The sequence below is a fragment of the Pseudomonas sp. MF6767 genome (assembly GCF_016405475.1).
Classification (GTDB): domain Bacteria; phylum Pseudomonadota; class Gammaproteobacteria; order Pseudomonadales; family Pseudomonadaceae; genus Aquipseudomonas; species Aquipseudomonas paracarnis.
On sequence record NZ_JAEKCY010000037.1, the window covers coordinates 1 to 23,447 of the forward strand.

Consider the following 23,447-nt stretch of genomic DNA (forward strand, 5'->3'; position numbering starts at 1 on the left):
CTGAGTGCGATGCTGGCAATCGAAGCACCGGGCTGGGCACACTCTTGAATGACCTGAGCTTTGAAGGATTTGGAATAGGAACGGCGTGTTGGCTGCATGAAATACCCGCTTAAAAGGCTAGAACTGGTGCCCACTTAAATGTAAGTGCACACCATGTCTTGGCTTTGCAGGGCTGGGTAGATGACTTGGCCGTACGCATACTGATGATCTTCGAGCCAGGATTGACGAAAGGGTTGGAATTGTTCCAGCGCGGCGATCGTGAACAAGCTCACAATAGCGATCAGGAGTGTTGTGGGCCATGGCGGAATCCCGGTGTAAAGCGCCCAAACCATGAACGCAGCGGTGCCACCAAATATGAGCGGATAGCTCATCCAACGTATGACGTATCGGAAAATAATGATCATCGCTCACCTCCTTTTAGGAAGCGAAGACGATAAGTCACAGGCTGGCGTTTGGATTGAACGAAAGAGCTACAATCGAATGATGAATATCCTCGCTTGACCTTATAGCGGCTAGAAGGTTTGTAATCGACAGGATCAAGTGTATTTAGAGGAGCGGCCCCATGAGTTCGTGTGACAAATCCTGTGGCTGTGGCCCGGCTTCAGCAGGCCCAGAAGCAGCAGCTAAGCCATTAAATGAAGGGACATGGATCAGCAAATTTTCAGTACCAAAAATGGACTGTCCTTCCGAAGAACGGATGATCAGACTCGCGCTGAATGGCTTGCAGGAAATAGCTTCACTTTCTTTTGACCTATCCGGTAGACAGGTGAGTGTTTTTCACGAAGGGGCCGTAGAGCAGATCGCTACCAAGTTGGAGTCACTTGGCTTGGGGGCAAGGCTATTAGATACGCAGCCCATCAGCCCAGAGTCCGTATCAGCCAACAGTGCCAATGAAGAGCAAAACGCTTCAAAGGAAGCCAGCACATTAAAAATATTGCTCGGCATCAATGGTGCAATGTTTCTCGCCGAAATGAGTGCTGGCCTGATTGCCCAATCGACGGGGCTGATTGCCGACTCGCTGGACATGTTTGCTGATGCGGCCGTTTACGGGCTGGCCCTCTTTGCGGTCGGCCGCAGCGCGGGAATGCAAGTACGTGCAGCACACCTGGCAGGTATGTTTCAGATCATTCTAGCTTTGGGTGTGCTTTTGGAAGTTGCTCGACGCTTTCTCTATGGCAGTGAACCTGAATCGATGCTGATGATGGGGATAGGCGCCGTCGCGCTGGTGGCAAACGTCACTTGCCTGTGGCTGATCTACAGCCACCGCGAAGGAGGAGCACACATGAAAGCGAGTTGGATTTTCTCAGCCAACGATGTGATTGCGAACGTTGGCGTAATCGCTGCAGGAGCATTGGTCGCTTGGACAGGGTCTCCGTACCCAGACTTGGTGATTGGTACGGTCGTTGGCCTGATCGTTTTGAACGGCGCACGTCGAATCCTGGCTCTAAAAGCTTAACTATTCCAATCGGCGAGCGGCCTGTAGCTAAGGCCGCAAGCCTCTAACCTAGTCGCTTAATGCAAGCTCACTTCGGCGAGCGCCGATGAGGGATCTATACCCAACAGCGAGCGAAAGGTTCTGGAAAAGTGGGCTGAGTCGGAGAAGCCTGACGCGTGCGCAGCGGTGGTTATAGGTTCTCCGGATGCCAGATGTCGAACAGCTTGGGTCAGTCGTAGCCATTTAGCATAGCTACGCAGCGGCAAACCGGTTTGTTCCACGAACCAATGCGAGAATCGAGTTGGGGACAGGTGTACCAGTGCTGCCAACTCTTCACGTCGTACCATGCCCTGGTAAATGGCCGTGCTGACTATTGCCAGGCGAGGATCGGCGACTGGAGGTGCATCGGTTATCTGTAGGGCTTTTCGCACTGCGGACCGAGTGTCTCCCGCGCCTGCCTTCAAGGAGTCAGCAATTAGTGCGGCGTCAGCCGGGGCGATATTGATCGGAATCGGCGTCATGGTCTTCGGCAAAACCTGGCCCTCTTCTGCCAAGACGTCCAAGTAGATTGAAACGATGAGGGCTCCGCTGATTCGATGCCGAACACCGGCTGGAATAAACACTGCAAACTCGGTGTGCTGACGCGGCAGGCATTCCACTGTTACAGGCACGTCGATACCTATAGCTATTTGGTGAGCCTGATGCTGATGCCAATCTTGATGACCAGCATGCCCAGCAAAAACCGCTAACCCAGGCGTTAGCCATGCGCGACCAGACCACCTTAGGACACGTACTGGAAGGTGGCGCTCCATCGTCAACGTTTGCTTGGCGACGCGGGGCTAATCACGCTTATGACCAATAAAAACGATGCGCCGCTGACAATACATATATCTGCGAGATTAAACGCGGGCCAGTGCCAGCCTTGATAGTGAAAATCCAGATAGTCCACGACAAAGCCTCGCAAAGAACGGTCGATAAGATTGCCAACAGCCCCACCCAAAACGAGACAATAGCCCAAGGCTTCGCTCCAGTGACGTTCCCGTTGAAGGATCGCGACGAGCGTCAATGCTACGGCTAGCGCAACAACAACGAAAAGGTAACGCTGCCAGCCTCCAGCGTCAGCCAAGAAGCTGAACGCGGCGCCGGTATTGCGTGCATGCACTATGTTGAAAAATGAGCCTACGGCGACCGATGAGCCCAGCTCATAAAGGTGCTCGACGCCAAGCTTTAGACTTTGATCGATCAACGCCAGGACCGCTGCAATTCCCCACCACAAAGTAGGCGGCTGTACACGAGCTGTCATTGGGAAACCGTTCATTGGCTATTCCGTAGTAACCGTTCCAGTACATCTGAAACTGGTATTTTTTGAAAAGCACTGACTCTTGCTCGTGCGGTATCACCCACTGGGATCCAGGTCTTGGAACAGCAAAGCAGGCATCGTGTCCGTATCATTTGCGCAGCAAGCGCAGGCCATTCAGTACTACCAACAGGCTTACCCCCATATCCGCGAATACCGCCATCCACATCGTAGCGTGACCAGTGAGCGTAACGGCTAGGAAGATGGCTTTAACGCCCAGCGCGAGCGCAATGTTTTGCGTAAGTACTGCTCCGGTCTGGCGGGAGAGACGAATGAAGGCAGGAATCTTGCGCAAATCATCATCCATGATTGCTACGTCAGCAGTCTCGATCGCCGTATCGGTGCCAGCTGCCCCCATCGCGAAGCCCACATCAGCCCGAGCAAGCGCAGGGGCATCGTTTATTCCGTCACCGACCATGCCGACGGTGCCTTTATGATCGATCAAGGCTTCGATGGCTTTGAGCTTATCGATCGGTAGGAGATTGCCCTTGGCCTCGTCAATGTTTACCTGCGCGGCAATTGCCAGCGCGGTATGTGGGTTGTCCCCTGTCAACATCACAGTCTTCACACCTAACGCGTGAAGCTCCTCGATTGCGGCTCGGCTGGTGGCTTTTACCGTATCGGCGACTGCAAACAACGCCAGCGCCCGTTTGTCATCGGACAGAATGACTACAGTTTTCCCTTGCCGCTCAAGGTGGCCCAGGGCGGCTTCGGTATTAGGTGAGCAGAACCCCAACTCCTCCAACAAACGATGGTTACCCAACTGGTAGCGCTTACCCTCGATCTCGCCGCGGACCCCTCGGCCCAGCAGCGCTTCGAAGTTATCCACTTCCAGCAACCGCAGCGATTGCTGGGCCGTTTGTTTGGCAATAGCCCGCGAAACCGGATGATCCGAACGTTGGGCAAGGCTCGCGGCGGCAATGCGATAATCTCTAGATAATCCATCAGCTAGAGGCAGGAAATCGGTCTGTACGGGCTTGCCATGGGTAATGGTCCCAGTTTTATCCAAGGCCAGATGGGTGATCTTGCGACCGCTTTCCAGGTACGCCCCGCCCTTGATTAAAATGCCTTTTCGCGCCGCTGCCGCGAGGCCGCTTACAATGGTCACCGGGGTCGAAATCACCAGTGCGCAAGGGCAAGCGACTACCAGAAGCACCAGCGCCCGATAAATCCAGTCAGCCCATAATCCGGCCATAAACAGGGGCGGGAATATCGCAACGGCAAGGGCGAAGAAAAACACCGATGGCGTATAAACCTTGGCGAACTTATCGACGACCCGCTGGATCGGGGCGCGTGAACCTTGGGCTTCCTCCACAGCATGAATAATCCGGGCCAGTGTCGTATTGCTGGCCTCAGCCGTCACGCGGTACTCGAAGGAACCGGACTCATTGATCGAGCCGGCATAAACAGGGTCACCGACAGCTTTCTCGATGGGCAAGCTTTCCCCGGTGATAGGGGCTTGGTTTACGGTAGAGTTGCCGGAGATCACGTTGCCATCCAGACCAATGCGCTCGCCGGGGCGAACTCGAACCAAGGAGCTGATCTGGACGGTTTTGACATCTACGTCCAGCCAACTGCCGTCTGCCTGGCGCACCGTTGCATGATTTGGGGTCAAGTCCATCAGTCCTTTGATCGCATTGCGTGCACGATCCAACGACTTGGCCTCAACCAATTCGGCAACAGTAAATAAAAACATGACCATCGCCGCTTCTGGCCACTGCCCAATCAGGACCGCTCCCGTCACCGCAATGCTCATCAACGCGTTTATGTTGAGATTGAAATTTTTGAGAGAGATCCAACCTTTCTTGTAAGTCGCGGGCCCGCAGAGTGCTACCGAGATTAAAGCTACAGCAGCAATCACCCATTCGGGGGCTGCCTGGGTGAAATGCAAAATTTCCGCGCCTACCGCAGCAATACCAGACAGCGCTAACGGCCACCAGGTGCTTTTGCGCAGTGATTCAGCTTCAAACTGGCTTTGCTGCTTATCCGCGCCTGGTACGTCGACCGCGCCATTCAACGGTTCCGCCTGCATACCAAGCGATGACACGGCCGCTTCGATTCCCAGGGTATGTGGCAATTCGTGCCAGACACCTAGAGTACGGTTCATCATGTTGAATTCCAATTTCTGAATTCCAGGCATCTTTGCAAGCTTGCCCTCAATCATCGCCTGCTCGGTAGGACAGCACATTTGCCCAATCCGGAAACGACTCAAGCGAGCCGTGTCGTTGACAACGGCTGATGACACTTTGGATGCGCACGCGCTTGGGCCATCCGTTCCAGATGCAGAGCAACATGCATCGGTAACAACCGAGGTGGTGGGCTCGTTCGGTTCGGTAGGTGGATATTGAGAAGATGTCGGAGATGAAGTGGAGCAGCTTGTCTTTCCGCCGTTGCCTCCAGCAGAGCAGCCATCCGCACTTTTGGTTGTTGAAAGCGCAGGATTCACGTCCGAGGTCTTAGAAGAACAGCAACTGGTAGTTCGATCTCGATCGGTTTCGTCTTCACCCGATGTTGCGGAAGTCGCACAGCAGCTCCCGGATGCGACAGGGTCAAAAACGTCCACGCCCGCTGGCTTTTTTGGTGCTTGCTCGTCACCGCAACAGTTTTTCATGAGAACGCTCTCCGCTTTTCATGGCGAGAGTGAACACCTTATAGCCACTATAAGGTCAAGAGATTCTTCGATGCCTTAAGGCATCCACCAGCGACCATTCATGTTCAACGTGATCACAGTGAGTAAGTGGCCGGTAGTAGATAGGAAATGCTGCTTCCCCTCGCGCCTACGGTGTTGGCATCAACGGCGTCCTATTTCGTGACGCTAATATCAGGCGGCATCCCGTCCTCACAGCAAAGCACACAGGGCACTTGCCCTATGCGGCGGCCGACGAGCAGCACAGAAGCTCTGCTACGAAGGTAAGCAGCCATGTGCAGAGCAAAGCGTCCAAACTCGAGTTGAAGAGATCGGCGGGGAGGGTTTTCATCGATCAGAGGCCTGGCGATCGGTAGAACGGTGAGCAAGGATTTGCTTGTTGCCTGACGCGAGTAGAATGAGGATTCCAGCAACTATAGGGTCAAGAGAAATGAATGCGCCCACGTACACGATCGGTGCCTTGGCGAAGCTGACCGATACCAAAGCCGTAACCATCCGCTATTACGAGCAGTCAGGGCTGCTGCCTTCTGCTGGAAGATCACCGTCGGGTTATCGCTTTTACACAGATGAAGAGCGCAACCGGCTGCTGTTTATCCGTCGCAGCCGCGCGCTTGGGTTCAGCGTCGATGACATTCGCGATCTACTCGGCCTGGCTGACCGACGCGACGCTTCCTGCGCCGCTGTGGATGCGAAAGTGCAAGGGCAACTCCAACAAGTTCGAATCCGTATTCAGGACTTACGAGGTTTAGAAGCCGAACTGACACGACTGAGTGTTTGCTGCCACGGTGGTGTTATAGAGCAATGTCGCATCATTGAATCATTGTCGAATCGTAGTTAACGCGGCAAAAGACTCCATGTGCGTAGAGATTGTACGAGGTGAGAATCGTCATTGTGCAATAAAGTCCGCTATCTTGGTTTATTTCAGGATGCGTGCCTTAGGATTGTCCTGTGGTTCGCAAATTTGCCATCCCATTAAAACCGCATGCGGCGACATGTGGGAAAATCGATGGTAATAGCTCTAAGTTAACCGTGCTCAGTTATCATTATTGAACCACCGACACCTCCGTGCTTATTAAATTTCTGACGCAAAGTGCTTAACCGTGCGACAGGGTAAATTCATTGCCGCTTTGAAATGTGCAGCTTACCGCCTGTTTTGCACCCTTGCTCGGCTTACGGGGTTCACCGAGTTCGGGGGACTTCATGTCACGGCGGCAGCGTTGGCCCATGTTGTCATCCGCCATCCAAGGGTTTCATTGGACATGGCTCTCCGGCGCTTGAACACCCGCCATCCCGCTGAGGGGAAGCGCCAGGCTAATCAGGAAAATCAGGCAAAGCCGTAGACAGCGTGTCATGGGCTGAAGTGTAGCCAGTAGAAATGGTGCTAACAATCACGCTCCAGGCTTCTGGGTTAGCTGCCAGAAACCTCTATTGCGCGCTCATTTCCATTTCAGGACTTAGCGTGCCTAACCATGCGACAAGACAGATGATGAGGATTGCCATCAGGAATTCGAATTTCATGCTGCGGCGCAAGGCATTGACCGCTACAGAGTATTGACCATTGCGAACCGAGCGCTCCAATAGCGGGCTTAAGTGAAAGCGGTTCAGCGTCGCTAAAACGATCATCCCGGCAAAGAGCAGGATCTTCAAAAACAGCAACTGGCCATAGGTACTGAGCATGACCTCATCAAGGTTGGGACCGACGATGAAAAGGTAATTTACTACTCCCGTAACGCTTATGATCGCAACAATCACACCGCCGGCCGACTCAAAGCCAGTCAGCACGCGGGCAAGAATACGTGCTTCCTCCTCACCCTTCAGCGATTTCAACCGTAGCAGTAGAGCGAAGGCCGCTAGAGCACCCAACCAGCCACCTGCCGCTAATAAATGGAAAATGTCGCTGAGAAAATGCCAGTAGCGGCGGCTGCCTTCGTCCATTGCACCATGCCCCGTCCAGGCTAGCGTGGCCAACGCGATTGCTCCACAGACGGTGACGATCCAGAGGCTGGGTGTCGGATATCGTTTATTCAACGCGACGCCCAGAATTGCCCCCACCAAGGCGGCTATCCGAACCATCCAGGTCAGCCCAACGTCGGTGCCCATGATGACCATTTCAAAAATGTGGTGATGTAGCTCCATAAGCTCCGATACACCGCTCATTGCTTTTGCAAGCAACAACATCGCAGCAAGGGACAGAACTACACCTGCAACAGAAGTACCGTAGAGAAGCGACTCAAAGTTCAAGACCGTGCCCGATACCCTTTCCTTTCCCCTGAGGCTGTACAAGCCAAATATGGCCAGTCCAAATAACAACATCAGGTCAAAATAGAGAGCAAAGCGAACCACGATATTTAATGAGTCGCTCATGGATTATTTCACTTTGAATGAAAAGTTGCCGGTGATCGGGTGGGTGTCCGAAGACACTGCACGCCATTCAACTTTGTAGGTGCCGGTGGTCAGCGGTGCAGCCGGCGTAATCACCATGGTTTTCGGATCACCACCAGCAGCGACGGCGGCCTTTACACCCATGGGTGAGTTAGGCATGCCTGGCATGTCGGTCATGATCAGCTTTGCACCGGAGAACTGAGTGGTGAGATTCTCAGAAAAATGCAGTTCGATTTTCGACGGAGCCGCCGCATCCGAGCCTTCTGCCGGAGTGGAAGAAAGTAGTTTTGGATGTGCCTGGGCCACTGCACTCAGAAGCAAACCAGCAGTGATTGCAACAGCCACGGACGTAGTTTTAAGGAATGACATGCAAGACTCCTCACAGCAAGCGCTGTTGATTCGAGGTTTTTTGGGAGGAACTAGTTTTTAATTTCTTTAAAAACCACTGTTGATTAACTTGGAGCCCCCGTCCTCTTCGCCAGGTTGAACAGGAGAAACTCGCTAGCCCTAACGTCACAGTGCGAGAACACGATGCCACACGATCACAAACTGTTCGATTACATTTCAGTCAGCTTGATCCGATGTTTGGCATCTAATCGTTGAGCGTAGCAAGACCTGGAAAAGACACGGCGTACCGCAGGACAGGGGAGCTCAATCACTTTGAAAAATCCGCAGAGGCGTAGCAAACGCAGAACGCCAAGACGTCGTTGGTCCCAATGTTTTGTCGCTCAGCTAACCGTGGAATCGACGGCCGGAAACTCAAGATGAAAAGCCGTTTTCCCGTCGCCTGACGTACACCAGATCTTGCCATTGTGCGCTTCGACAATTGATCGGGTAATTGACAGACCTAGCCCTGCGTTGCTCGGACTTCCTTCTCGCCGAGCTGGGTCCACGCGATAAAAACGGTCAAACAGCTTTTCAAGGTGTTCGGGAGCAATGGGCTCACCATGGTTTTCCACGACAACCGTTACCGACGCGTCCTTGTGCTGAATATCGACACTGATTGACGTCCCTTCATAGGTGTAGCGCAGCGCATTTGAGAGCAGATTGGAAATCGCTCGGTGGAGCATAAGGACATCACCTCGCACGCTCCCCCGTCCTGAAACCTTGAGCTCGATCCCTCGTTCATCAGCCAACAGGCGGTAGTACTCAAGCAATTTTTCCACGACAGCCACCAGGTCTATTGGCTTGTTCTCGTGGGTAATTAGACCGTTGTCTGATTTCGCCAGAAAAAGCATGTCATCAATCATCCGGCTCATGCGCTTCAAGTCATCAAGATTGGAGTACAAATTGTCTTCGTAGTCCTCGATGTTTCTTTTTCTTGAAAGCACCACTTCAGTGTGGGTCATCAAGTTGCTTACGGGGGTCCGTAGTTCGTGGGCAATGTCGGCCGAAAAGTTGGATAACCGGACAAATGCATCGTCGAGCCTGGATAACATGGCGTTGAACGACAACACCATCTGTTGAAGCTCTTTCGGAACGGGTGCCAGGGGAATACGCTCCTTGAGTGATTTTGCTGACATGGAGGCAGCAACCCGTGTGACCTGGCGAATAGGCCGCATGCCACTGCTAGCGACCATCCAGCCGAGTGCAGCACTGACCAATGCGCTGATCACCAACCCTATCCAAAACCATCGTTCGAGCGTCTCAAAAAAGGACATATGCTGCGTCACGTCAAAAATCAACATGACAATTAATGGCCTTTCTTGTCCCGTCACTACGGATTGCGCAGTCACACCACGGAACATCTGGTCTTGCTCCCGCCATTCCCAGACGGTTGTGTTTGTGGTTTTGCGAAACGCCTCTGGCACGTTGACCGGGCCGGGATCCGCAAACAGCACCTTGCCGTCGCCATCGATGATAAGCGCGGTCAAATCACGGTGAGCGCCAAGCAGCGCCTCTAACTCCGGTTTAGCCTCGCTGAATTGATCGATGCTGCTCAGCCCGGACAAGATTCGCTGGGTCGAGTGGAGCTTCTCGTACAATGCCTGCTGATCCAGCATCTTGAAATGATGCCGACTGAGGTTATTGAAACTGAGTCCGGCGACCGTGAGCACGGCCGTAACCGCGAGCATAAACATCAGACTCATACGAGTCGTCAGGGACATCCGGTTCATCACGACTCCGAATCTGGTGCATCGAGCATGTAACCCATTCCCCTTGAGGTATGAATCAACTTGACCTCAAAATCGTCGTCTATCTTGGCCCTGAGCCGTCTCACTGCAACCTCGATAACGTTGGTATCGCTGTCGAAGTTCATATCCCAAACCTGGGAGGCGATAAGAGACTTTGGCAGCAACTCCCCTCGACGACGCAGCAGAAGCTCAAGCAACGCGAACTCTTTGGCCGTAAGGTCTATGCGTTTGCCTCCTCGGATGGCTCGACGCTTGAGCAGGTCCACTTCAAGGTCAGCCAGTTTCATAAAGGTTTGCGAAGGTGCGCTGCTACCGCGACGCAACAGCGTTCTGACTCGAGCAAGCAATTCAGAAAACGCGAAGGGTTTGATCAGATAGTCATCCGCACCGAGTTCAAGTCCCTTCACTCGGTCTTCAACGCGGTCTCTGGCGGTGAGAAAAAGCACCGGGACGTCTTTCCCGGAAGCGCGAACCTTCTGCAGGACTTCCCAGCCATCCAAACCCGGCATCATGACGTCGAGAATCAGCAGATCATAGGCTTCGCTCAAAGCGTGCTGAAGCGCCTCTTTTCCATTCGTGAAACGGTCGACATTGAACCCGGCCTCGTTGAGCCCTTGCTGCAAATAGATACCTATTTTTGGTTCGTCTTCAGCGACAAGAAGTCTCATGAGGTCGTTCTCAGATAAAGGTTAAGCGGAGTCTGCAACGAAAACTGGCTGCCAACCAGCAACTGACAGAAAAGTAATCTTGGCTTCAGGTAGATGTCAGCGAGTGCTGGCTAGGGTTCAGACATGAGTACTTCATTGGTGCTCGACCGACCTCTGAGCGATGAATCGTATGGAAGTCGGATTCCCTCATGAGGAGCTACCCCTATGAACCGCCTGAAAATGCTGTTTTTTGTAAGCTCGATACTGGTCTCGGCTTCTGTGTGGGCTGAAAGCGGCGGAGATCGAGTCATTGAGCGTATGGAAGGTTTGCGCGACAAGGCCGAAGCCACGTTGATGAAAGCTGAACAAGCCCCTGAAGGAGAGCGTCACGTCCACATGGCAGAACACATGAAGATGCTTGGGGACATCATGAGCCAGCTCCACAACGATCACCCAGATGCCTCAATGTCACCCCAAGAGCATCTAGCCTGGATGGAGAAGCACGACAAAATCGTTGATGACGTTTTGCGCCAGATGCAGCGCGAGCACAAATTGATGCTTTCAGAAAACCATCAATAAACGCCCCCTGGATAAGTACTTGTCAGCATCTTGTTGCGGCGTCAATTGGACGCCGTATCTATTTAGAAAACTGACAAAGAAGTAATGCCCAAGTCAGTTAGCTGGCAGCTGAGCATCATTAGCATAGCCAATGTTCCCACGTATTCCTGAGGTCACCATGAAAACTACGCTCGCTACCCCGTTCATCGCAGCAATGACCCTGTTTTTCGCTGCCACGGCTATGGCTAATGCAGGGCATGGACAAGACGACATAGGCCAGCCTGGTGTGGCCTCTGACGTTACCCGCACGGTTGAGGTCGAGATGGGCGACATTTTTTTCAAGCCTAAAAGCATCGACGTAAAACCTGGTGAAACAATCCGCTTTGTCCTTCGCAACGAGGGTTCGCTGCTGCATGAGTTCAACATCGGCAAAGCCGCTGCTCATGCAGCACACCAGAAAGAAATGGCAAGCATGTTCAAGAACGGAACACTAAGCCCTACCGGTACCGGGAAGATGAGCGGCATGAGCCACGGCATGGGCGGAATGAAGATGGTCGCAATGGAGCATGACGACCCTAACAGTGTCCTGATTGAGCCTGGCTCAACCCAAGAGCTGATCTGGACCTTCAACGACAGTGCAGGGCTTCAGTTTGCCTGCAACGTGCCGGGGCATTACCAATCGGGAATGGTCGGCGAATTTGATCTGAAATAAACCGGAGTCGGCTGTTTCTGCCGGCCCGACGCAAGAGTTGGCTACGCTAAGTCGCAAGTAACATAGCAACGCTTCTCAGCCGGGGTCCGTGCGGAAACATCACCGCACCACTGTGGAGCCGCAAATCAGCGTTGTACTGAATATGCTCATTTCTAGTAGCACCTTACAAGGGGAATAGACATGCCTACCACCTCTGGCCATCACGACCATAATCACACCCATGCTGCTTCCCGGGATGATGCTGATCTACATGACCCGGTGTGTGGAATGGCAGTCACTTCGTCGAGTAAATTTGCTGAGACTTACCAAGGACAGACGTATCGGTTCTGTAGCCTGAAATGTCAGGAGAAGTTTCGAGCGGACCCTGAGCGCTACAGTGGCCACGTGGTGCGCAACGAGTCAGGCAGCACAACGCCGGAGTCTGCGGTACAAACGGGCACTGAATTTACGTGCCCGATGCATCCTGAAATACGGCAGACCGGACCCGGTAACTGTCCTAAATGTGGCATGGCACTAGAGCCTGTCATGCCGGCGCTTGATGAAGAAGAAAATCCTGAACTCCGGGATTTCAATCGCCGCTTCTGGTGGTCGCTGCCCTTAACCGTGGTCGTAACCGTGCTCGCGATGGCGGGTCACTCGTTACAACTTCTTCATGGTTCGGCTCAAAACTGGATCGAGTTCGCTCTGGCGACACCCGTGACCTTATGGGCAGGATGGCCTTTTTTTGTAAGGGGACTGGCCTCGGTTAAAAATCGCAGTCCCAACATGTGGACTCTGATTGGGTTGGGCACCGCCGCAGCTTATCTGTACAGCGTCATAGCAACGCTCTTCCCCCAAAGTTTTCCCGCCAATTTCATGCAAGATGGACGTATCGGCGTTTACTTCGAAGCGGCAGCGGTCATCATCTCGCTCACGTTGCTTGGCCAGATCCTTGAGCTCAAAGCCCGATCACAAACTTCCGCCGCCATTAAGTCACTTCTCGGCCTTTCGCCCAAAACTGCACGTCGGATCAATGCCGATGGCGAAGAGGAAGACATTCCTCTCACCCATGTGCACCTGGGAGACCACTTACGGGTCAGACCAGGTGAAAAGGTGCCAGTTGATGGTTCGGTACTTGAGGGTGAAAGTGCGGTGGATGAGTCGATGCTCACTGGCGAGCCAGTCCCGGTAATGAAGAAAGCTGGAGATAGCCTGATCGGCGCCACGCTGAATACGCATGGAAGCCTGGTAATGGAGGCGCAGAAGGTCGGTGCCGAAACCATGCTGTCCCAGATCGTACAGATGGTCGCGAGAGCTCAGCGTTCCAAGGCTCCTATGCAACGAATGGCCGACTCGATTGCCGGCTACTTCGTGATGGGTGTTATCACGATTGCGATAATGACATTTATCGGTTGGGGGCTTTTCGGCCCTGAGCCCAGTTGGGTGTTTGGTCTAATCAACGCTGTCGCCGTGCTGATCATCGCTTGTCCCTGTGCGTTGGGACTTGCTACGCCTATGTCGATCATGGTGTCGACAGGTAAAGCAGCCAGCAAGGGTGTTTTGTTCAGAGATGCCAGTGCAATTGAAAGCCTTTGCAGAATCGACACGCTGATTGTCGACAAGACAGGCACCCTGACAGAGGGACGGCCCGTGTTTCACAGCGTGGAGGCCACTCCCACCTTCAATCCCGACGACGTCCTTCACCTGGCTGCCAGCCTTGATCAGGGCAGCGAGCATCCTTTAGCACATGCGATCGTCGATCACGCCAGATCCGAGAACATCAAGCTGACCAAGCCGGAATCCTTTGAGTCTGATTCGGGTATCGGCGTCAGTGGCGTTGTCGATGGCAAAAAGCTCCAGCTGGGGAACACCGCGTTGATGGAAGCCGCAGGCGTGACCACCAGCCCCCTACAAGAGCGCGCTGAGGTATTGCGACTTGACGGCATCAGTATTGTCTACCTCGCCGTCGACGGCGCATTGGCAGGTTTGTTGGCCGTCTCAGATCCGATCAAGCCGACCTCAAAAGAGGCCGTCACCAAGCTTAAGGCTCACAACGTTAAAATCATCATGGCTACTGGGGACGGGCTTACTACCGCTCGGGCTGTCGCTAGGGAAATGGGGATTGAAGAGGTCCACGGTGAAGTCAAACCCCAAGACAAGGAGCGCCTGGTGGCAGACCTACAGCAATACGGGCGAAAAGTGGCCATGGCGGGTGACGGTATCAACGATGCTCCGGCCCTGGCGCGAGCAGATGTGGGGATAGCCATGGGAACGGGGACAGACGTGGCGATGAATAGCGCGCAACTCACGCTGGTAAAAGGTGACCTGATGGGGATCTTACGAGCACGAGCTCTTTCGGTCGCCACAGTTAAAAACATGCGCCAGAATTTGGGCTTTGCTTTTCTCTACAACTCAATGGGTATACCTCTTGCCGCTGGTTTGCTCTATCCATTGACGGGGCACCTCCTGTCGCCAATGATCGCTGCCATAGCCATGAGCGTCAGTTCCGCGTCGGTAGTTTTCAATGCATTGAGGCTGAGGAATACCCGAGTTGACTGACCTTCAAAATTGCAGCGTTTTAACTCGGGGGGAATGGCTATCCATGTGCTTTCTTCAATTCCTTTAAGCGCGCATTCGCCCGTTGCACAGCGGCCATTTTTTCAGGCCGCTTCATGCGCTTCCACTTTCTGATGTCTTCCTTATTCCGCCCGCAGCTCACACACAGATCACCACTGAGTTGGCAAACCGAGATACAGGGATTCTCGATCTCTTTTGCCATAGTCAGCCCCCCTTAGCTTTATGTAATTCAGCCACGCGATGTTTCCAGTCGCCTATGTGCGTGCGTTGGCACTCTTGCTCCGAGTCGAAGCGGACATTGCGGTCTGAAACAGGCAGGTCAAGATTGGCCTCTTTCAAGGCGATCGCCGTCAACTCAAAGATGCGGGCCTTCGCGTCAATCTCGGCCCGCTTCCTGTCAGCCAGGGTTTCGAACACCCAGATGACCTTCAGGGTTTCAGCCAACGCACTTAGGTCAGCGGTGTGAGTGAGCCAAATAAACCCCTTTATCTCATCCTTTGCTGTTTCGCACGCGTCGGTGAGCGTGACGATCAACTGGCGCTCGATCCGAGCCAGTTCACGTTTACCGGGCGGCATCGGTGTGTCCTATAGAGGTTGTGCTGGACAGGCGCTGAGTCATGTCTGCCGGAACTCGACGGTCAGGTGGCTGACTTCGTGAACTGTTTTGAGACGCTCACGAATGCTCTCGGCGTTCACAGTGGCTTCACCTAGAACGCTGACGATCGCCGCGCACGCTTGAGGTCCCACCCTCCAAACGTGCAAGTCTGTAATGGTAGCGCCACCAGGTTTCTCAACGAGTTCGCGGATTTCCTCGGCAACGTGCGCGTCGGTCTGATCGAGCAACACGCCCGCAGTTACCCCCATCAAGGTCCAGGCCCAACGAGCGATAACGATAGCGCCGACGATACCCATGACCGGGTCGAGCCACACCCAACCCAGATATCGACCGGCAAGCAAGGCAGCGATGGCCAGAATCGACGTCAGCGCGTCTGCAACGACGTGGACATAGGCGGACCTCAAGTTGTTGTCGTTTCCGTTGTGGGCATGAGGGTGATCGTGGTCGTGCCCATGTCCATGCCCATGCCCATGACCCAGCAGCAGGGCACTGACAATGTTGACGAGCAAACCGACAACGGCGATGAGGGTCGCGGTGCCAAACTGAACCGGTGTTGGCTGCAACAAACGCATGACCGATTCAACGCCAATGCCCAACGCAACAATGCCGAGAATCAGCGCCGAGGCGAACCCGCCCAAGTCTCCAACCTTTCCTGTACCGAAACTGTAGCGCTGGCTGGTAGCGTGGCGTTTTGCGTATCCGTAAGCGGCCGCCGCGATGCCCAATGCGCCGGCATGGGTTGCCATGTGGAAGCCATCGGCCAGTAACGCCATCGAACCCGTGATATAGCCGGCGGTGATCTCCCCGATCATCATTACCACCGTGAGTGCTACAACCCAAAGCGTACGCTTGGCATTCTCGTCGTGCGCTGAGCCTAGAAACACGTGGTCGTGTGTGTAATCGATGTCTGTCCTGCTCATACGTGTTTACCTGGATGCATTCACTTGGAGTACCGGCGGATAGCTTCAAGAAGCTCTTCGACGCCCTTGTTACGCTCTTCTTCGCTGAGCGCAGGGTTCGCGACATGCTCTCGTGCGTGATCCTCGATGATCTCTTCCATCAGCCCGTTGATGGCACCCCGAGTGGCCGCAACAAGATGTAGTGTCTTGGCGCAGTCGAAGTCCGATTCCAATGCTCGTTCAACAGCTTGAATTTGCCCGGCAATACGTTTTACACGTTTAAGAAGATCGTCTTTGTGTGATGCGATATGACCCACGCTATACCCCCCCTACCTATATAGGGTCGCATGATAGGCCTCCCCCCTATACCTATGCAAGGTTCGCGGGAGGACAGATCAAAGCCGTTGACGAAACGAGAGGCATACAAAATCGTTGGATCAAGCGAGAGAGCCGCAATGTTGCCGTTAGCCGACCTTTACCGACGAGAACAATAGGGCGCACTCCTGGAAACCGTTCAAATGGTAGCGAGCTAATTAGCAGCCGAGTGGTCAAGTCCCGTAAAACTTCTCGAAATCTGCGCTCACGGCTTTGATTAGATAATCGTTGACCTTGCCATGGTGTCAACGTCGATGCTGTCGCTGCGGGTAAAGACACCGCTCAGCACGAGGGTAATTTACATGGTTGTCTTAGATGTATCAGGCATTGGTTGCGGCAGCTGCGTCGGCAAAATCACCAGAGCGATCCAGGCACTGGACGACAACGCTACGGTCTCCGTCGATCGATCAACCGGTAAGGTGAGTGTTGAAAGTAGCGAAAACGCTGAACAGCTCCGTAAAGCTGTGGAGGCTGTTGGTTTTCCTTCCAAGATCAGCCATTGAATGGAGACGCCTGCTCCTGAGTAGAGCGTCGTCTGATGGTGAATACCTTTGAATCCGAAAGTACCTGAGCCGCTGTATCGGCCAAAGTTGGCTCGCATGCGCCTATGCTGCTAGTCACCGCGCAGAGCTTTGAGCAAACCCTTGAATGCTCCATTTAGCCGAGTAAAAGCGGCATCGAAACGTATCGCGTTTTCCGTGTATTTCGCGACCTCGACCTGCTGATCGACAGTATTTTGGTCCAAGGCAGGCTGAGCCGGCGTGCTGTAAAGCAAGTCGCGCCCGTATATAGCCACCGCCGATTCTTTCTTAAGAAAATGCTTTGCGTTTGTTGTTTTCAAAGAAAACGCAGTGGTAGCAGGTTCTTTGGTTTGGCTGGCGAGCACAGTAGAAAAATCCAAGTCTTGGGCTTTGAAGTTCGGAGTGTCAGCGTTCGCGATATTGTTACTTAAGATCTCAGCTCTTTGGCCACGATAAACTAACGCTCTTTCTGCGGAGCCTAATGCTTTCTCAAAATTAATACTCACAATTAATCACCCTCGGTGGCATTACTATCTTCTTTGATCATTGAACACCCAGCTGTTGCAGCAGAGCATTCAAGTCTCCTTTTAATTTTAATGCAGAGACCTAGAACATCGCCTCCGTGAGAATTAATGGAACCCAAAGCAATGATTACACTTCAATCTTATATTCAATAAAAGTCGCGCAATGCGAAAAGATGGAGACCATACGTATTAAATAGCGTGTACTTCAAGAAAAATATTCCAAACTGACACAACTGTAATATTGGCCTAAGCTTCCTGACAGGGGGTGTCTCTTATAGTCCAACTGAGTCTTTTGCTCACCCCCAAAGAGTCCAATCCATGATGTGATTCAGAGGGGATATTTTCACACATCTGAGGTAGCCCATATGAACACCATCAAAACCTTGTTCGTCGTCGCAGCGCTGACTGTTTCCACTCTGGCCATGGCTGAAGGCGGTGGTGACCGGACTTTCGCACGTATGGAAGTGGCCAGGACGAATTCGATGGAATCGTACCAGGTAGCTCAAACGCAGAGCGCTCAACCGCCTGTCGCTGAAAGCAAAGCCAAAGCGATGGACCATAAAAACTGCTGAACGATCAGGCACGCGGCCAAGCTGACAGAAATGTAATCACGAAGGTGGTTTAGATGTGGCAATTTCTGAGCTCGCTTGCAATGAAAAATTCGTCTTTTTTTCGGTACGCGAAGCTCATCTTGCCAACTCACGGGTTGATTTGAACGGCTCCCTTTTGACTGATTGGAAATAAACGGCATGCATTCCAAAACCTCTAGACGGACATTCGTTAAAGGCCTGGCCGCCGGCGGCATCCTTGGTGGCCTTGGTCTGTGGCGCACTCCTGTATGGGCAGTGACCAGTCCCGGCCTGCCGAGCGTCCTCACCGGCAACGAATTTGATCTGTTTATTGGTGAAACGCCGGTAAACATCACTGGCTCGCCGCGCACAGCCATGACCATCAATGGCTCGTTGCCGGGGCCTTTGCTGCGTTGGCGCGAAGGCGAGACGGTCACTCTGCGCGTGAAAAACCGTCTGGAGCAAGATACCTCCATTCACTGGCACGGCATCATTTTGCCTGCCAACATGGACGGTGTACCGGGTTTGAGCTTCCATGGCATCGCGCCCGACGGCATGTACGAGTACAAGTTCAAGGTGCATCAAAACGGCACGTACTGGTACCACAGCCATTCTGGGTTGCAAGAGCAGGCCGGTGTTTACGGGCCAATAGTCATCGATTCGAAAGAGCCTGAGCCGTTTCAATACAATCGCGACTATGTGGTGATGCTGACTGACTGGACCGATGAGGATCCTGGTCGCGTCATGGCCAAACTCAAGAAACAATCGGACTACTACAACCACCACAAACGTACCGTGGGCGACTTCATCGACGACGTCAGCAAGCAAGGTTGGTCTGCTGCCGTCGCCGACCGGAAAATGTGGGCCGAAATGAAAATGAACCCCACTGATCTGGCAGACGTCAGCGGGGATACCTACACCTACCTCATGAATGGCCAAGCGCCGAACGGCAACTGGACCGGTATTTTTAAGCCTGGCGAGAAGCTGCGCCTGCGCTTTATCAATGGCTCAGCGATGAGCTATTTCGATGTTCGCATTCCTGGTTTGAAAATGACCGTGGTGGCGGCCGACGGCCAATATGTCCAACCAGTCAGTGTCGATGAATTCCGCATCGCCGTGGCAGAAACCTATGATGTGATTGTTGAGCCTGCCACCGAGGAGGCTTACACAATCTTCGCCCAGTCCATGGATAGAACCGGCTATGCGCGGGGGACCTTGGCAGTTCGTGAAGGACTGAAAGCACCGGTACCGGCGATCGATCCGCGTCCGCTGTTGACCATGGATGACATGGGCATGGGCGGTATGGCTGGCATGGACCATGGCAGCATGGCTGGCATGGGCGGCGGCGATATGAAACCGGGTGACATGTCAGGTATGGCTGGCATGGATCACAGCAAGATGCAGGGAATGGACGAAGGTGGCATGACCGGGATGACCGGCATGGACAGTGGTGACATGACTAATATGGCCGGCATGGACCATAGCAAGATGGCAGGTATGGACAAAGGTGACATGTCCAACATGGCCGGCATGGACCACAGCAAGATGGCGGGGATGGACAAAGGTGACATGCCCAACATGGCCGGCATGGATCACAGCCAGATGGGAGGCATGGGGGGCATGGGAGGCGAGATGCAATCTCACCCAGCGTCCGAAACCAACAACCCGTTGGTTGACATGCAGGCCATGAACCCAACGCCAAAACTGAACGATCCAGGTATCGGTTTGCGGAACAACGGTCGACGCGTGCTCACTTACTCAGATCTGAAGAGCACTTTCCAGGACCCTGATGGCCGAGAGCCCAATCGCACCATTGAGCTGCATCTGACCGGTCACATGGAAAAGTTTTCCTGGTCCTTCAACGGCATCAAATTTTCTGATGCTGAGCCCCTTCGTCTCAAGTACGGGGAGCGTCTTCGCATCACCTTGGTAAACGACACCATGATGACGCACCCCATCCACCTTCATGGAATGTGGAGCGACCTTGAAGATGAAAACGGCAAGTTCATGGTACGTAAGCACACAATCGACATGCCACCGGGTACCAAGCGCAGCTATCGAGTCACCGCCGATGCTTTAGGTCGCTGGGCCTATCACTGCCACCTGCTTTTCCATATGGAAATGGGCATGTTCCGTGAAGTACGGGTTGATGAGTAAAGGAGACGATCTGTGAGCACACACCTAAATCGTAAATCGCTGGTCGGTTGCCTCTTTGCCTTTGGCCTGATGGGTGGATTCTCCTGCGTAGCATTGGCAGTCGAAGAACGTCGTGATCATTCACCTGCTACTTCTGCGGATGCGCCGAACAAGACTGCGACCACGTCAAACGAGGCAACGCCGAATCACGCGACGATGCCTCATACCAAGATGCGCCATGAGTCGATGGATCATGACCAAGAAAACAAGAAGGCGGATTGAGATCATGACCAGGAATTTTTTACGCCCAACGTTGATGGTATTGGCAGTTTCTACGAGTCCTGTCTTCTTTGCCGTGGCTCACGCCGCTGAAGAGATGGATCACTCCAAGATGAACCATGGCTCCATGGGAGCGATGGACCATAGCAACATGGGGGCTATGGACCACAGCAAGATGAAAATGGACGACGGTCAAATGACCGGCATGGAAAGTATGGATGAAGGGACGACGACAACCAGTCGAACCCCTGTCCCCGTACTTACCGATGCTGACCGTGCAGCCGCCTTTCCAGATGTCGCTGGTCATGGTGTCCACGACAAAACAATCAACTCTTTCATGCTGCTGGATAAGTTTGAATACCAGGATGCTGACAACGGTAGTGCGTTGGCTTGGGATGCGAAAGGATGGATCGGCGGTGACATTGATCGACTGTGGTTGCGCTCGGAAGGCGAACGTACCAATGGCGTGACGGAAAGTGCTGAATTATCCGCGCTCTGGGGGCACTCCATCGGACCGTGGTGGGACGTCGTCACCGGTGTACGACAGGATTTCAAACCAGGGTCTCCTCAAACCTGGGCCGCACTCGGCATTCAGGGCATGGCCCTCTACAACTTCGAGGCCGAAGCGACTGCCTACATCGGTGAGAACGGTCAATCGGCTGCTCGACTGGAAGGCGATTACGACATTCTGCTGACGAATCGATTGATCTTGCAGCCGACGGCCGAGGTCAATTTTTATGGGAAGAATGACCCTCAGCGCGGCATCGGGTCCGGATTAGCCAACACCGAAGTGGGGCTCCGATTGCGTTATGAGATTGTCCGCCAATTTGCCCCTTATATCGGGGTGAGTTGGAGCCGTTCCTATGGCAATACGGCAGACTTTGCACGTGAGGAAGGTGAAGATGCCAGCGAGGCACGCTTTGTCGCCGGTATCCGGATGTGGTTCTGAGAACCGGGCATGAAGATTACACTGAAGGCACTGATAGCTGCTGGTCTGGCCACCGTAGCAGCGGCTGCCGGCGTGGTATATTTCGGCGTGATCAATGTCGGGGCGGATGATCCCCACTCTGCCCCTGTCTACGCGCTACTTTCTATTGCTCGGGATCGCTCGATCGAAGTGCGCTCGCGCGACATTCAGGTCCCCGACCTGAGCCAAGAAGCCCTCATCCGTGAAGGTGCTGGCAACTACAACTCGATGTGTGTCGGTTGCCATTTGGCTCCGGGCCTTACAGGCACCGAACTGAGTAACAGCCTTTACCTCGCACCTCCGAACCTTTCAAAACTGGGCGTCGATGGGCACCCAGCCGCAGCTTTTTGGATCATCAAGCACGGCATCAAATCCACCGGCATGCCCGCGTGGGGCAAAAGCATGGCCGATCCGTACATATGGGGGATGGTCGCATTTCTCCAGCAGCTTCCGTCACTTGATACAGAGCAATACAAAGCCCTGATCACGAGTAGCGGTGGCCATCAACACGGTGGTGGCGAAAGCGTGATGCACAACCATGAGGGTCAACATGGAACGACCCAGGGGCAAAGTGGCGCAGGTGCTGCCAACCAAAGGGCGGAAGTCCGCGCTAATGATGACGAGAAAAACACGGCACATGCCCATGGCCCCTCCGCAGCGCCGTCTGCAAAGGAGCCTGCGGACCACGCCGATCATAAGGGTAGGGAAGCTTCAGATGACGCGGCCCCGACTCCAACCGTACAGCCCAAATCACATACACATACTGATGGGAAGGAACATACCCATGCGAAATAATTCTCTTCGTCGCAGACGGGCACTTCGTCTCGCTGCTCTCGTGGCTCTGTTCATCAGTTCAGCCAGTCACGCAGCAGAGCCATTGACGATCGATGTACATCGCGACGCTAATTGCGGATGCTGCAAGAAATGGGTCCAGCACCTTGAAGCCAGCGGCTTTACCGTCGTTGATCACGTGGAAACCAACATGAGCGCGATCAAGCGCGGTCTCGGGATTTCTCCTGAGCTCTCGTCCTGTCACACAGCAACCATCAACGGAAAGTTTGTTGAAGGTCACGTGCCCGCCGAGCAAATCATTGCGATGAGCAAACGTGATGACCTGCTCGGGATTGCCGTTCCAGGCATGCCGGCCGGCTCCCCAGGAATGGAAGTGGACGGGAAACATGACGCGTATAACGTAATCGGCTTGTCAAAGGCAGGCACAGACCACGTCGTTGCTGAATACCCCGAAAACTGATCTTCTAATCTCACTCCTGCATGCTGAAGGTCATGGCCGTGCAGAGGACATAGCTCATTTCGAACGTAAAAAAGGCGCCACTAGGGCGCCTAAACCACCTCCCAAACCAAAGGAAAAACAAGGAGGCGGGATGTATCAGGTGGTCGAGCAATTGTTTACTGCACGTTAGAAACCCTTCGACTGACGGAATGATTTCATAAAATGGATAACTTCAGGCTTTCCTGAAAATTACTTCTACGTCAGCGAGCAGTAAGCTAGTTTCGGACAAAGGAGAATTATGCAGTTCTTAAATAATTTCATTGTCTAGCTTCCATGGGGGCAGTTGTCGGCCATGACCTTATATTCCACGGTGTTAAGCTTGCCCGTAGAGTCTTCATAGGTCATGCGCGAAGGGGCAACCCCACAGGTTTTATTGGCTTGCGTGACACTGACGACCTTGTGGATATCGAGGTTCATACCATATTCATAATGAACAACTTCAGGAGGAGTCTTGCCGTTCCTTGAGGCATATTGCTCCATTACTTGTTGGTTCTCTTGCATCATTCGACCATACACGCGGTCACCGCCACCTTCAGCCATGGCTAATGAAGATAAGGTCAAAATCGAAGCGGCGCAAAACGCTTTCACTGCTGTCATTGCTTTCATTGCTTTCATGATTTTCTCCTAAAGCTCAATTTACTGAGTTAAAGAGTAACAAGTGAAAGCTTTCAGAAAGCTGCCGCGAAGGTTACTAATGTGAAAGGTGGACGCTACGTAAGCGTCCGAACTACACCGCCTTGCATCTCAGACCTTAATCCCCTTTAACCGCTGATTGACGCGCTCACACTCAAAAACTGCGAAATTGCACCCCACTTGACCACCCATTTGCGTTGCAACTGAC

General features: G+C 53.4%; 26 protein-coding genes and 1 pseudogene. 12 read left to right on the forward strand and 15 right to left on the reverse strand.

The features are described from left to right. Nucleotides 1-134 precede the first annotated feature (134 nt). A complete protein-coding gene (locus JFT58_RS29510) occupies nucleotides 135-404 on the reverse strand; it encodes a hypothetical protein (protein ID WP_233095468.1) in 270 nt (89 codons plus the stop codon). A gap of 158 nt (nucleotides 405-562) precedes the next feature. Between JFT58_RS29510 and JFT58_RS29515 the strand changes: the two genes are divergently transcribed. Then, on the forward strand, nucleotides 563-1,456 hold the full coding sequence (locus JFT58_RS29515) for a cation transporter (protein ID WP_032872266.1): 894 nt from the start codon (nucleotides 563-565) through the stop codon (nucleotides 1,454-1,456). A gap of 56 nt (nucleotides 1,457-1,512) precedes the next feature. Here JFT58_RS29515 and JFT58_RS29520 read toward each other — a convergent pair whose 3' ends face one another. The 3 genes from JFT58_RS29520 to JFT58_RS29530 form a co-directional block, all read right to left on the reverse strand. Beyond that, complete coding sequence (locus JFT58_RS29520; RefSeq protein ID WP_225568928.1) at nucleotides 1,513-2,106, reverse strand: helix-turn-helix transcriptional regulator; 594 nt, start codon at nucleotides 2,104-2,106, stop codon at nucleotides 1,513-1,515. Between the two features lie 143 nt (nucleotides 2,107-2,249). After that, nucleotides 2,250-2,753 carry a signal peptidase II gene (gene lspA / locus JFT58_RS29525; RefSeq protein WP_019816991.1) on the reverse strand — a complete coding sequence of 168 codons (504 nt, stop codon included), beginning with the start codon at nucleotides 2,751-2,753 and terminating at the stop codon, nucleotides 2,250-2,252. Between the two features lie 130 nt (nucleotides 2,754-2,883). Continuing rightward, nucleotides 2,884-4,956, reverse strand: coding sequence for a heavy metal translocating P-type ATPase (locus JFT58_RS29530; RefSeq protein ID WP_232392676.1), 2,073 nt, complete (start codon nucleotides 4,954-4,956; stop codon nucleotides 2,884-2,886). A 913-nt stretch (nucleotides 4,957-5,869) separates the two neighbouring features. Here JFT58_RS29530 and JFT58_RS29535 point away from each other — a divergent pair. Beyond that, entirely contained in the window at nucleotides 5,870-6,277 is a 408-nt protein-coding gene (locus JFT58_RS29535; RefSeq protein WP_019816989.1) for a MerR family transcriptional regulator, read from the forward strand. A gap of 290 nt (nucleotides 6,278-6,567) precedes the next feature. On the opposite strand, the pseudogene JFT58_RS30910 reads toward JFT58_RS29535, so the two are convergent. The 5 genes and pseudogenes from JFT58_RS30910 to JFT58_RS29555 all read right to left on the reverse strand — a co-directional run. Further along, nucleotides 6,568-6,791: pseudogene (locus JFT58_RS30910) on the reverse strand (hypothetical protein); the annotation flags it as partial. A gap of 73 nt (nucleotides 6,792-6,864) precedes the next feature. Next, nucleotides 6,865-7,803 (reverse strand): copper homeostasis membrane protein CopD, encoded by a 939-nt coding sequence (copD, locus tag JFT58_RS29540; protein ID WP_019816987.1) that lies wholly within the window; start codon nucleotides 7,801-7,803, stop codon nucleotides 6,865-6,867. A 3-nt stretch (nucleotides 7,804-7,806) separates the two neighbouring features. After that, a complete protein-coding gene (gene copC / locus JFT58_RS29545; protein ID WP_024014909.1) occupies nucleotides 7,807-8,190 on the reverse strand; it encodes a copper homeostasis periplasmic binding protein CopC in 384 nt (127 codons plus the stop codon). Nucleotides 8,191-8,549: 359 nt separating this feature from the next. After that, nucleotides 8,550-9,938, reverse strand: a complete 1,389-nt coding sequence (locus JFT58_RS29550) for a heavy metal sensor histidine kinase (protein WP_034115519.1) — start codon at nucleotides 9,936-9,938, stop codon at nucleotides 8,550-8,552. After that, nucleotides 9,938-10,624 carry a heavy metal response regulator transcription factor gene (locus JFT58_RS29555; protein ID WP_198834847.1) on the reverse strand — a complete coding sequence of 229 codons (687 nt, stop codon included), beginning with the start codon at nucleotides 10,622-10,624 and terminating at the stop codon, nucleotides 9,938-9,940. The genes JFT58_RS29550 and JFT58_RS29555 overlap by 1 nt, the downstream gene beginning before the upstream one ends. Before the next feature lie 204 nt (nucleotides 10,625-10,828). On the opposite strand from JFT58_RS29555, the gene JFT58_RS29560 reads away from it, so the two are divergent. From JFT58_RS29560 to JFT58_RS29570, 3 genes are all read left to right on the forward strand, one after another. Then, entirely contained in the window at nucleotides 10,829-11,182 is a 354-nt protein-coding gene (locus JFT58_RS29560) for a co-regulatory protein PtrA N-terminal domain-containing protein (RefSeq protein WP_024616841.1), read from the forward strand. A 157-nt stretch (nucleotides 11,183-11,339) separates the two neighbouring features. Then, nucleotides 11,340-11,873 carry a cupredoxin domain-containing protein gene (locus tag JFT58_RS29565; protein WP_019816982.1) on the forward strand — a complete coding sequence of 178 codons (534 nt, stop codon included), beginning with the start codon at nucleotides 11,340-11,342 and terminating at the stop codon, nucleotides 11,871-11,873. A gap of 180 nt (nucleotides 11,874-12,053) precedes the next feature. Continuing rightward, nucleotides 12,054-14,411 (forward strand): heavy metal translocating P-type ATPase, encoded by a 2,358-nt coding sequence (locus tag JFT58_RS29570; RefSeq protein WP_198834848.1) that lies wholly within the window; start codon nucleotides 12,054-12,056, stop codon nucleotides 14,409-14,411. A gap of 37 nt (nucleotides 14,412-14,448) precedes the next feature. On the opposite strand, the gene JFT58_RS29575 is transcribed toward JFT58_RS29570, so the two are convergent. From JFT58_RS29575 to JFT58_RS29590, 4 genes are read right to left on the reverse strand one after another with little or no spacing between them, the layout of a single operon-like run. Next, nucleotides 14,449-14,631, reverse strand: a complete 183-nt coding sequence (locus tag JFT58_RS29575; protein WP_034115524.1) for a DUF1289 domain-containing protein — start codon at nucleotides 14,629-14,631, stop codon at nucleotides 14,449-14,451. A gap of 2 nt (nucleotides 14,632-14,633) precedes the next feature. Further along, complete coding sequence (locus JFT58_RS29580; protein WP_034115525.1) at nucleotides 14,634-15,005, reverse strand: hypothetical protein; 372 nt, start codon at nucleotides 15,003-15,005, stop codon at nucleotides 14,634-14,636. Between the two features lie 39 nt (nucleotides 15,006-15,044). Continuing rightward, nucleotides 15,045-15,965: a CDF family Co(II)/Ni(II) efflux transporter DmeF gene (gene dmeF / locus JFT58_RS29585; protein ID WP_198834849.1), complete on the reverse strand. Its 921-nt coding sequence runs from the start codon at nucleotides 15,963-15,965 to the stop codon at nucleotides 15,045-15,047. 20 nt (nucleotides 15,966-15,985) lie between these two features. After that, nucleotides 15,986-16,261, reverse strand: coding sequence for a metal/formaldehyde-sensitive transcriptional repressor (locus JFT58_RS29590; protein WP_198834850.1), 276 nt, complete (start codon nucleotides 16,259-16,261; stop codon nucleotides 15,986-15,988). A gap of 360 nt (nucleotides 16,262-16,621) precedes the next feature. Here JFT58_RS29590 and JFT58_RS29595 point away from each other — a divergent pair, with 360 nt between their 5' ends. After that, a complete protein-coding gene (locus JFT58_RS29595; RefSeq protein ID WP_019816893.1) occupies nucleotides 16,622-16,822 on the forward strand; it encodes a heavy-metal-associated domain-containing protein in 201 nt (66 codons plus the stop codon). A gap of 110 nt (nucleotides 16,823-16,932) precedes the next feature. On the opposite strand, the gene flgB is transcribed toward JFT58_RS29595, so the two are convergent. Beyond that, on the reverse strand, nucleotides 16,933-17,346 hold the full coding sequence (flgB, locus tag JFT58_RS29600; protein WP_019816894.1) for a flagellar basal body rod protein FlgB: 414 nt from the start codon (nucleotides 17,344-17,346) through the stop codon (nucleotides 16,933-16,935). A gap of 383 nt (nucleotides 17,347-17,729) precedes the next feature. Here flgB and JFT58_RS29605 point away from each other — a divergent pair, with 383 nt between their 5' ends. The 6 genes from JFT58_RS29605 to JFT58_RS29630 all read left to right on the forward strand — a co-directional run bounded on the left by JFT58_RS29605 (nucleotide 17,730) and on the right by JFT58_RS29630 (nucleotide 22,567). Next, complete coding sequence (locus JFT58_RS29605; protein ID WP_019816895.1) at nucleotides 17,730-17,936, forward strand: co-regulatory protein PtrA N-terminal domain-containing protein; 207 nt, start codon at nucleotides 17,730-17,732, stop codon at nucleotides 17,934-17,936. A 177-nt stretch (nucleotides 17,937-18,113) separates the two neighbouring features. Next, on the forward strand, nucleotides 18,114-20,090 hold the full coding sequence (locus JFT58_RS29610; RefSeq protein ID WP_024014918.1) for a copper resistance system multicopper oxidase: 1,977 nt from the start codon (nucleotides 18,114-18,116) through the stop codon (nucleotides 20,088-20,090). A gap of 12 nt (nucleotides 20,091-20,102) precedes the next feature. Further along, nucleotides 20,103-20,351 (forward strand): hypothetical protein, encoded by a 249-nt coding sequence (locus JFT58_RS29615; RefSeq protein ID WP_143978986.1) that lies wholly within the window; start codon nucleotides 20,103-20,105, stop codon nucleotides 20,349-20,351. Further along, a complete protein-coding gene (locus JFT58_RS29620) occupies nucleotides 20,323-21,297 on the forward strand; it encodes a copper resistance protein B (protein WP_034115531.1) in 975 nt (324 codons plus the stop codon). Before JFT58_RS29615 ends, JFT58_RS29620 begins: the two co-directional genes overlap by 29 nt. Before the next feature lie 9 nt (nucleotides 21,298-21,306). Then, on the forward strand, nucleotides 21,307-22,110 hold the full coding sequence (locus JFT58_RS29625; RefSeq protein ID WP_233095469.1) for a c-type cytochrome: 804 nt from the start codon (nucleotides 21,307-21,309) through the stop codon (nucleotides 22,108-22,110). After that, on the forward strand, nucleotides 22,100-22,567 hold the full coding sequence (locus JFT58_RS29630) for a DUF411 domain-containing protein (protein ID WP_032872163.1): 468 nt from the start codon (nucleotides 22,100-22,102) through the stop codon (nucleotides 22,565-22,567). The genes JFT58_RS29625 and JFT58_RS29630 overlap by 11 nt, the downstream gene beginning before the upstream one ends. 303 nt (nucleotides 22,568-22,870) lie before the next feature. On the opposite strand, the gene JFT58_RS29635 is transcribed toward JFT58_RS29630, so the two are convergent. Further along, nucleotides 22,871-23,203 carry a DUF2790 domain-containing protein gene (locus JFT58_RS29635; protein WP_313285023.1) on the reverse strand — a complete coding sequence of 111 codons (333 nt, stop codon included), beginning with the start codon at nucleotides 23,201-23,203 and terminating at the stop codon, nucleotides 22,871-22,873. Nucleotides 23,204-23,447: the final 244 nt, after the last annotated feature.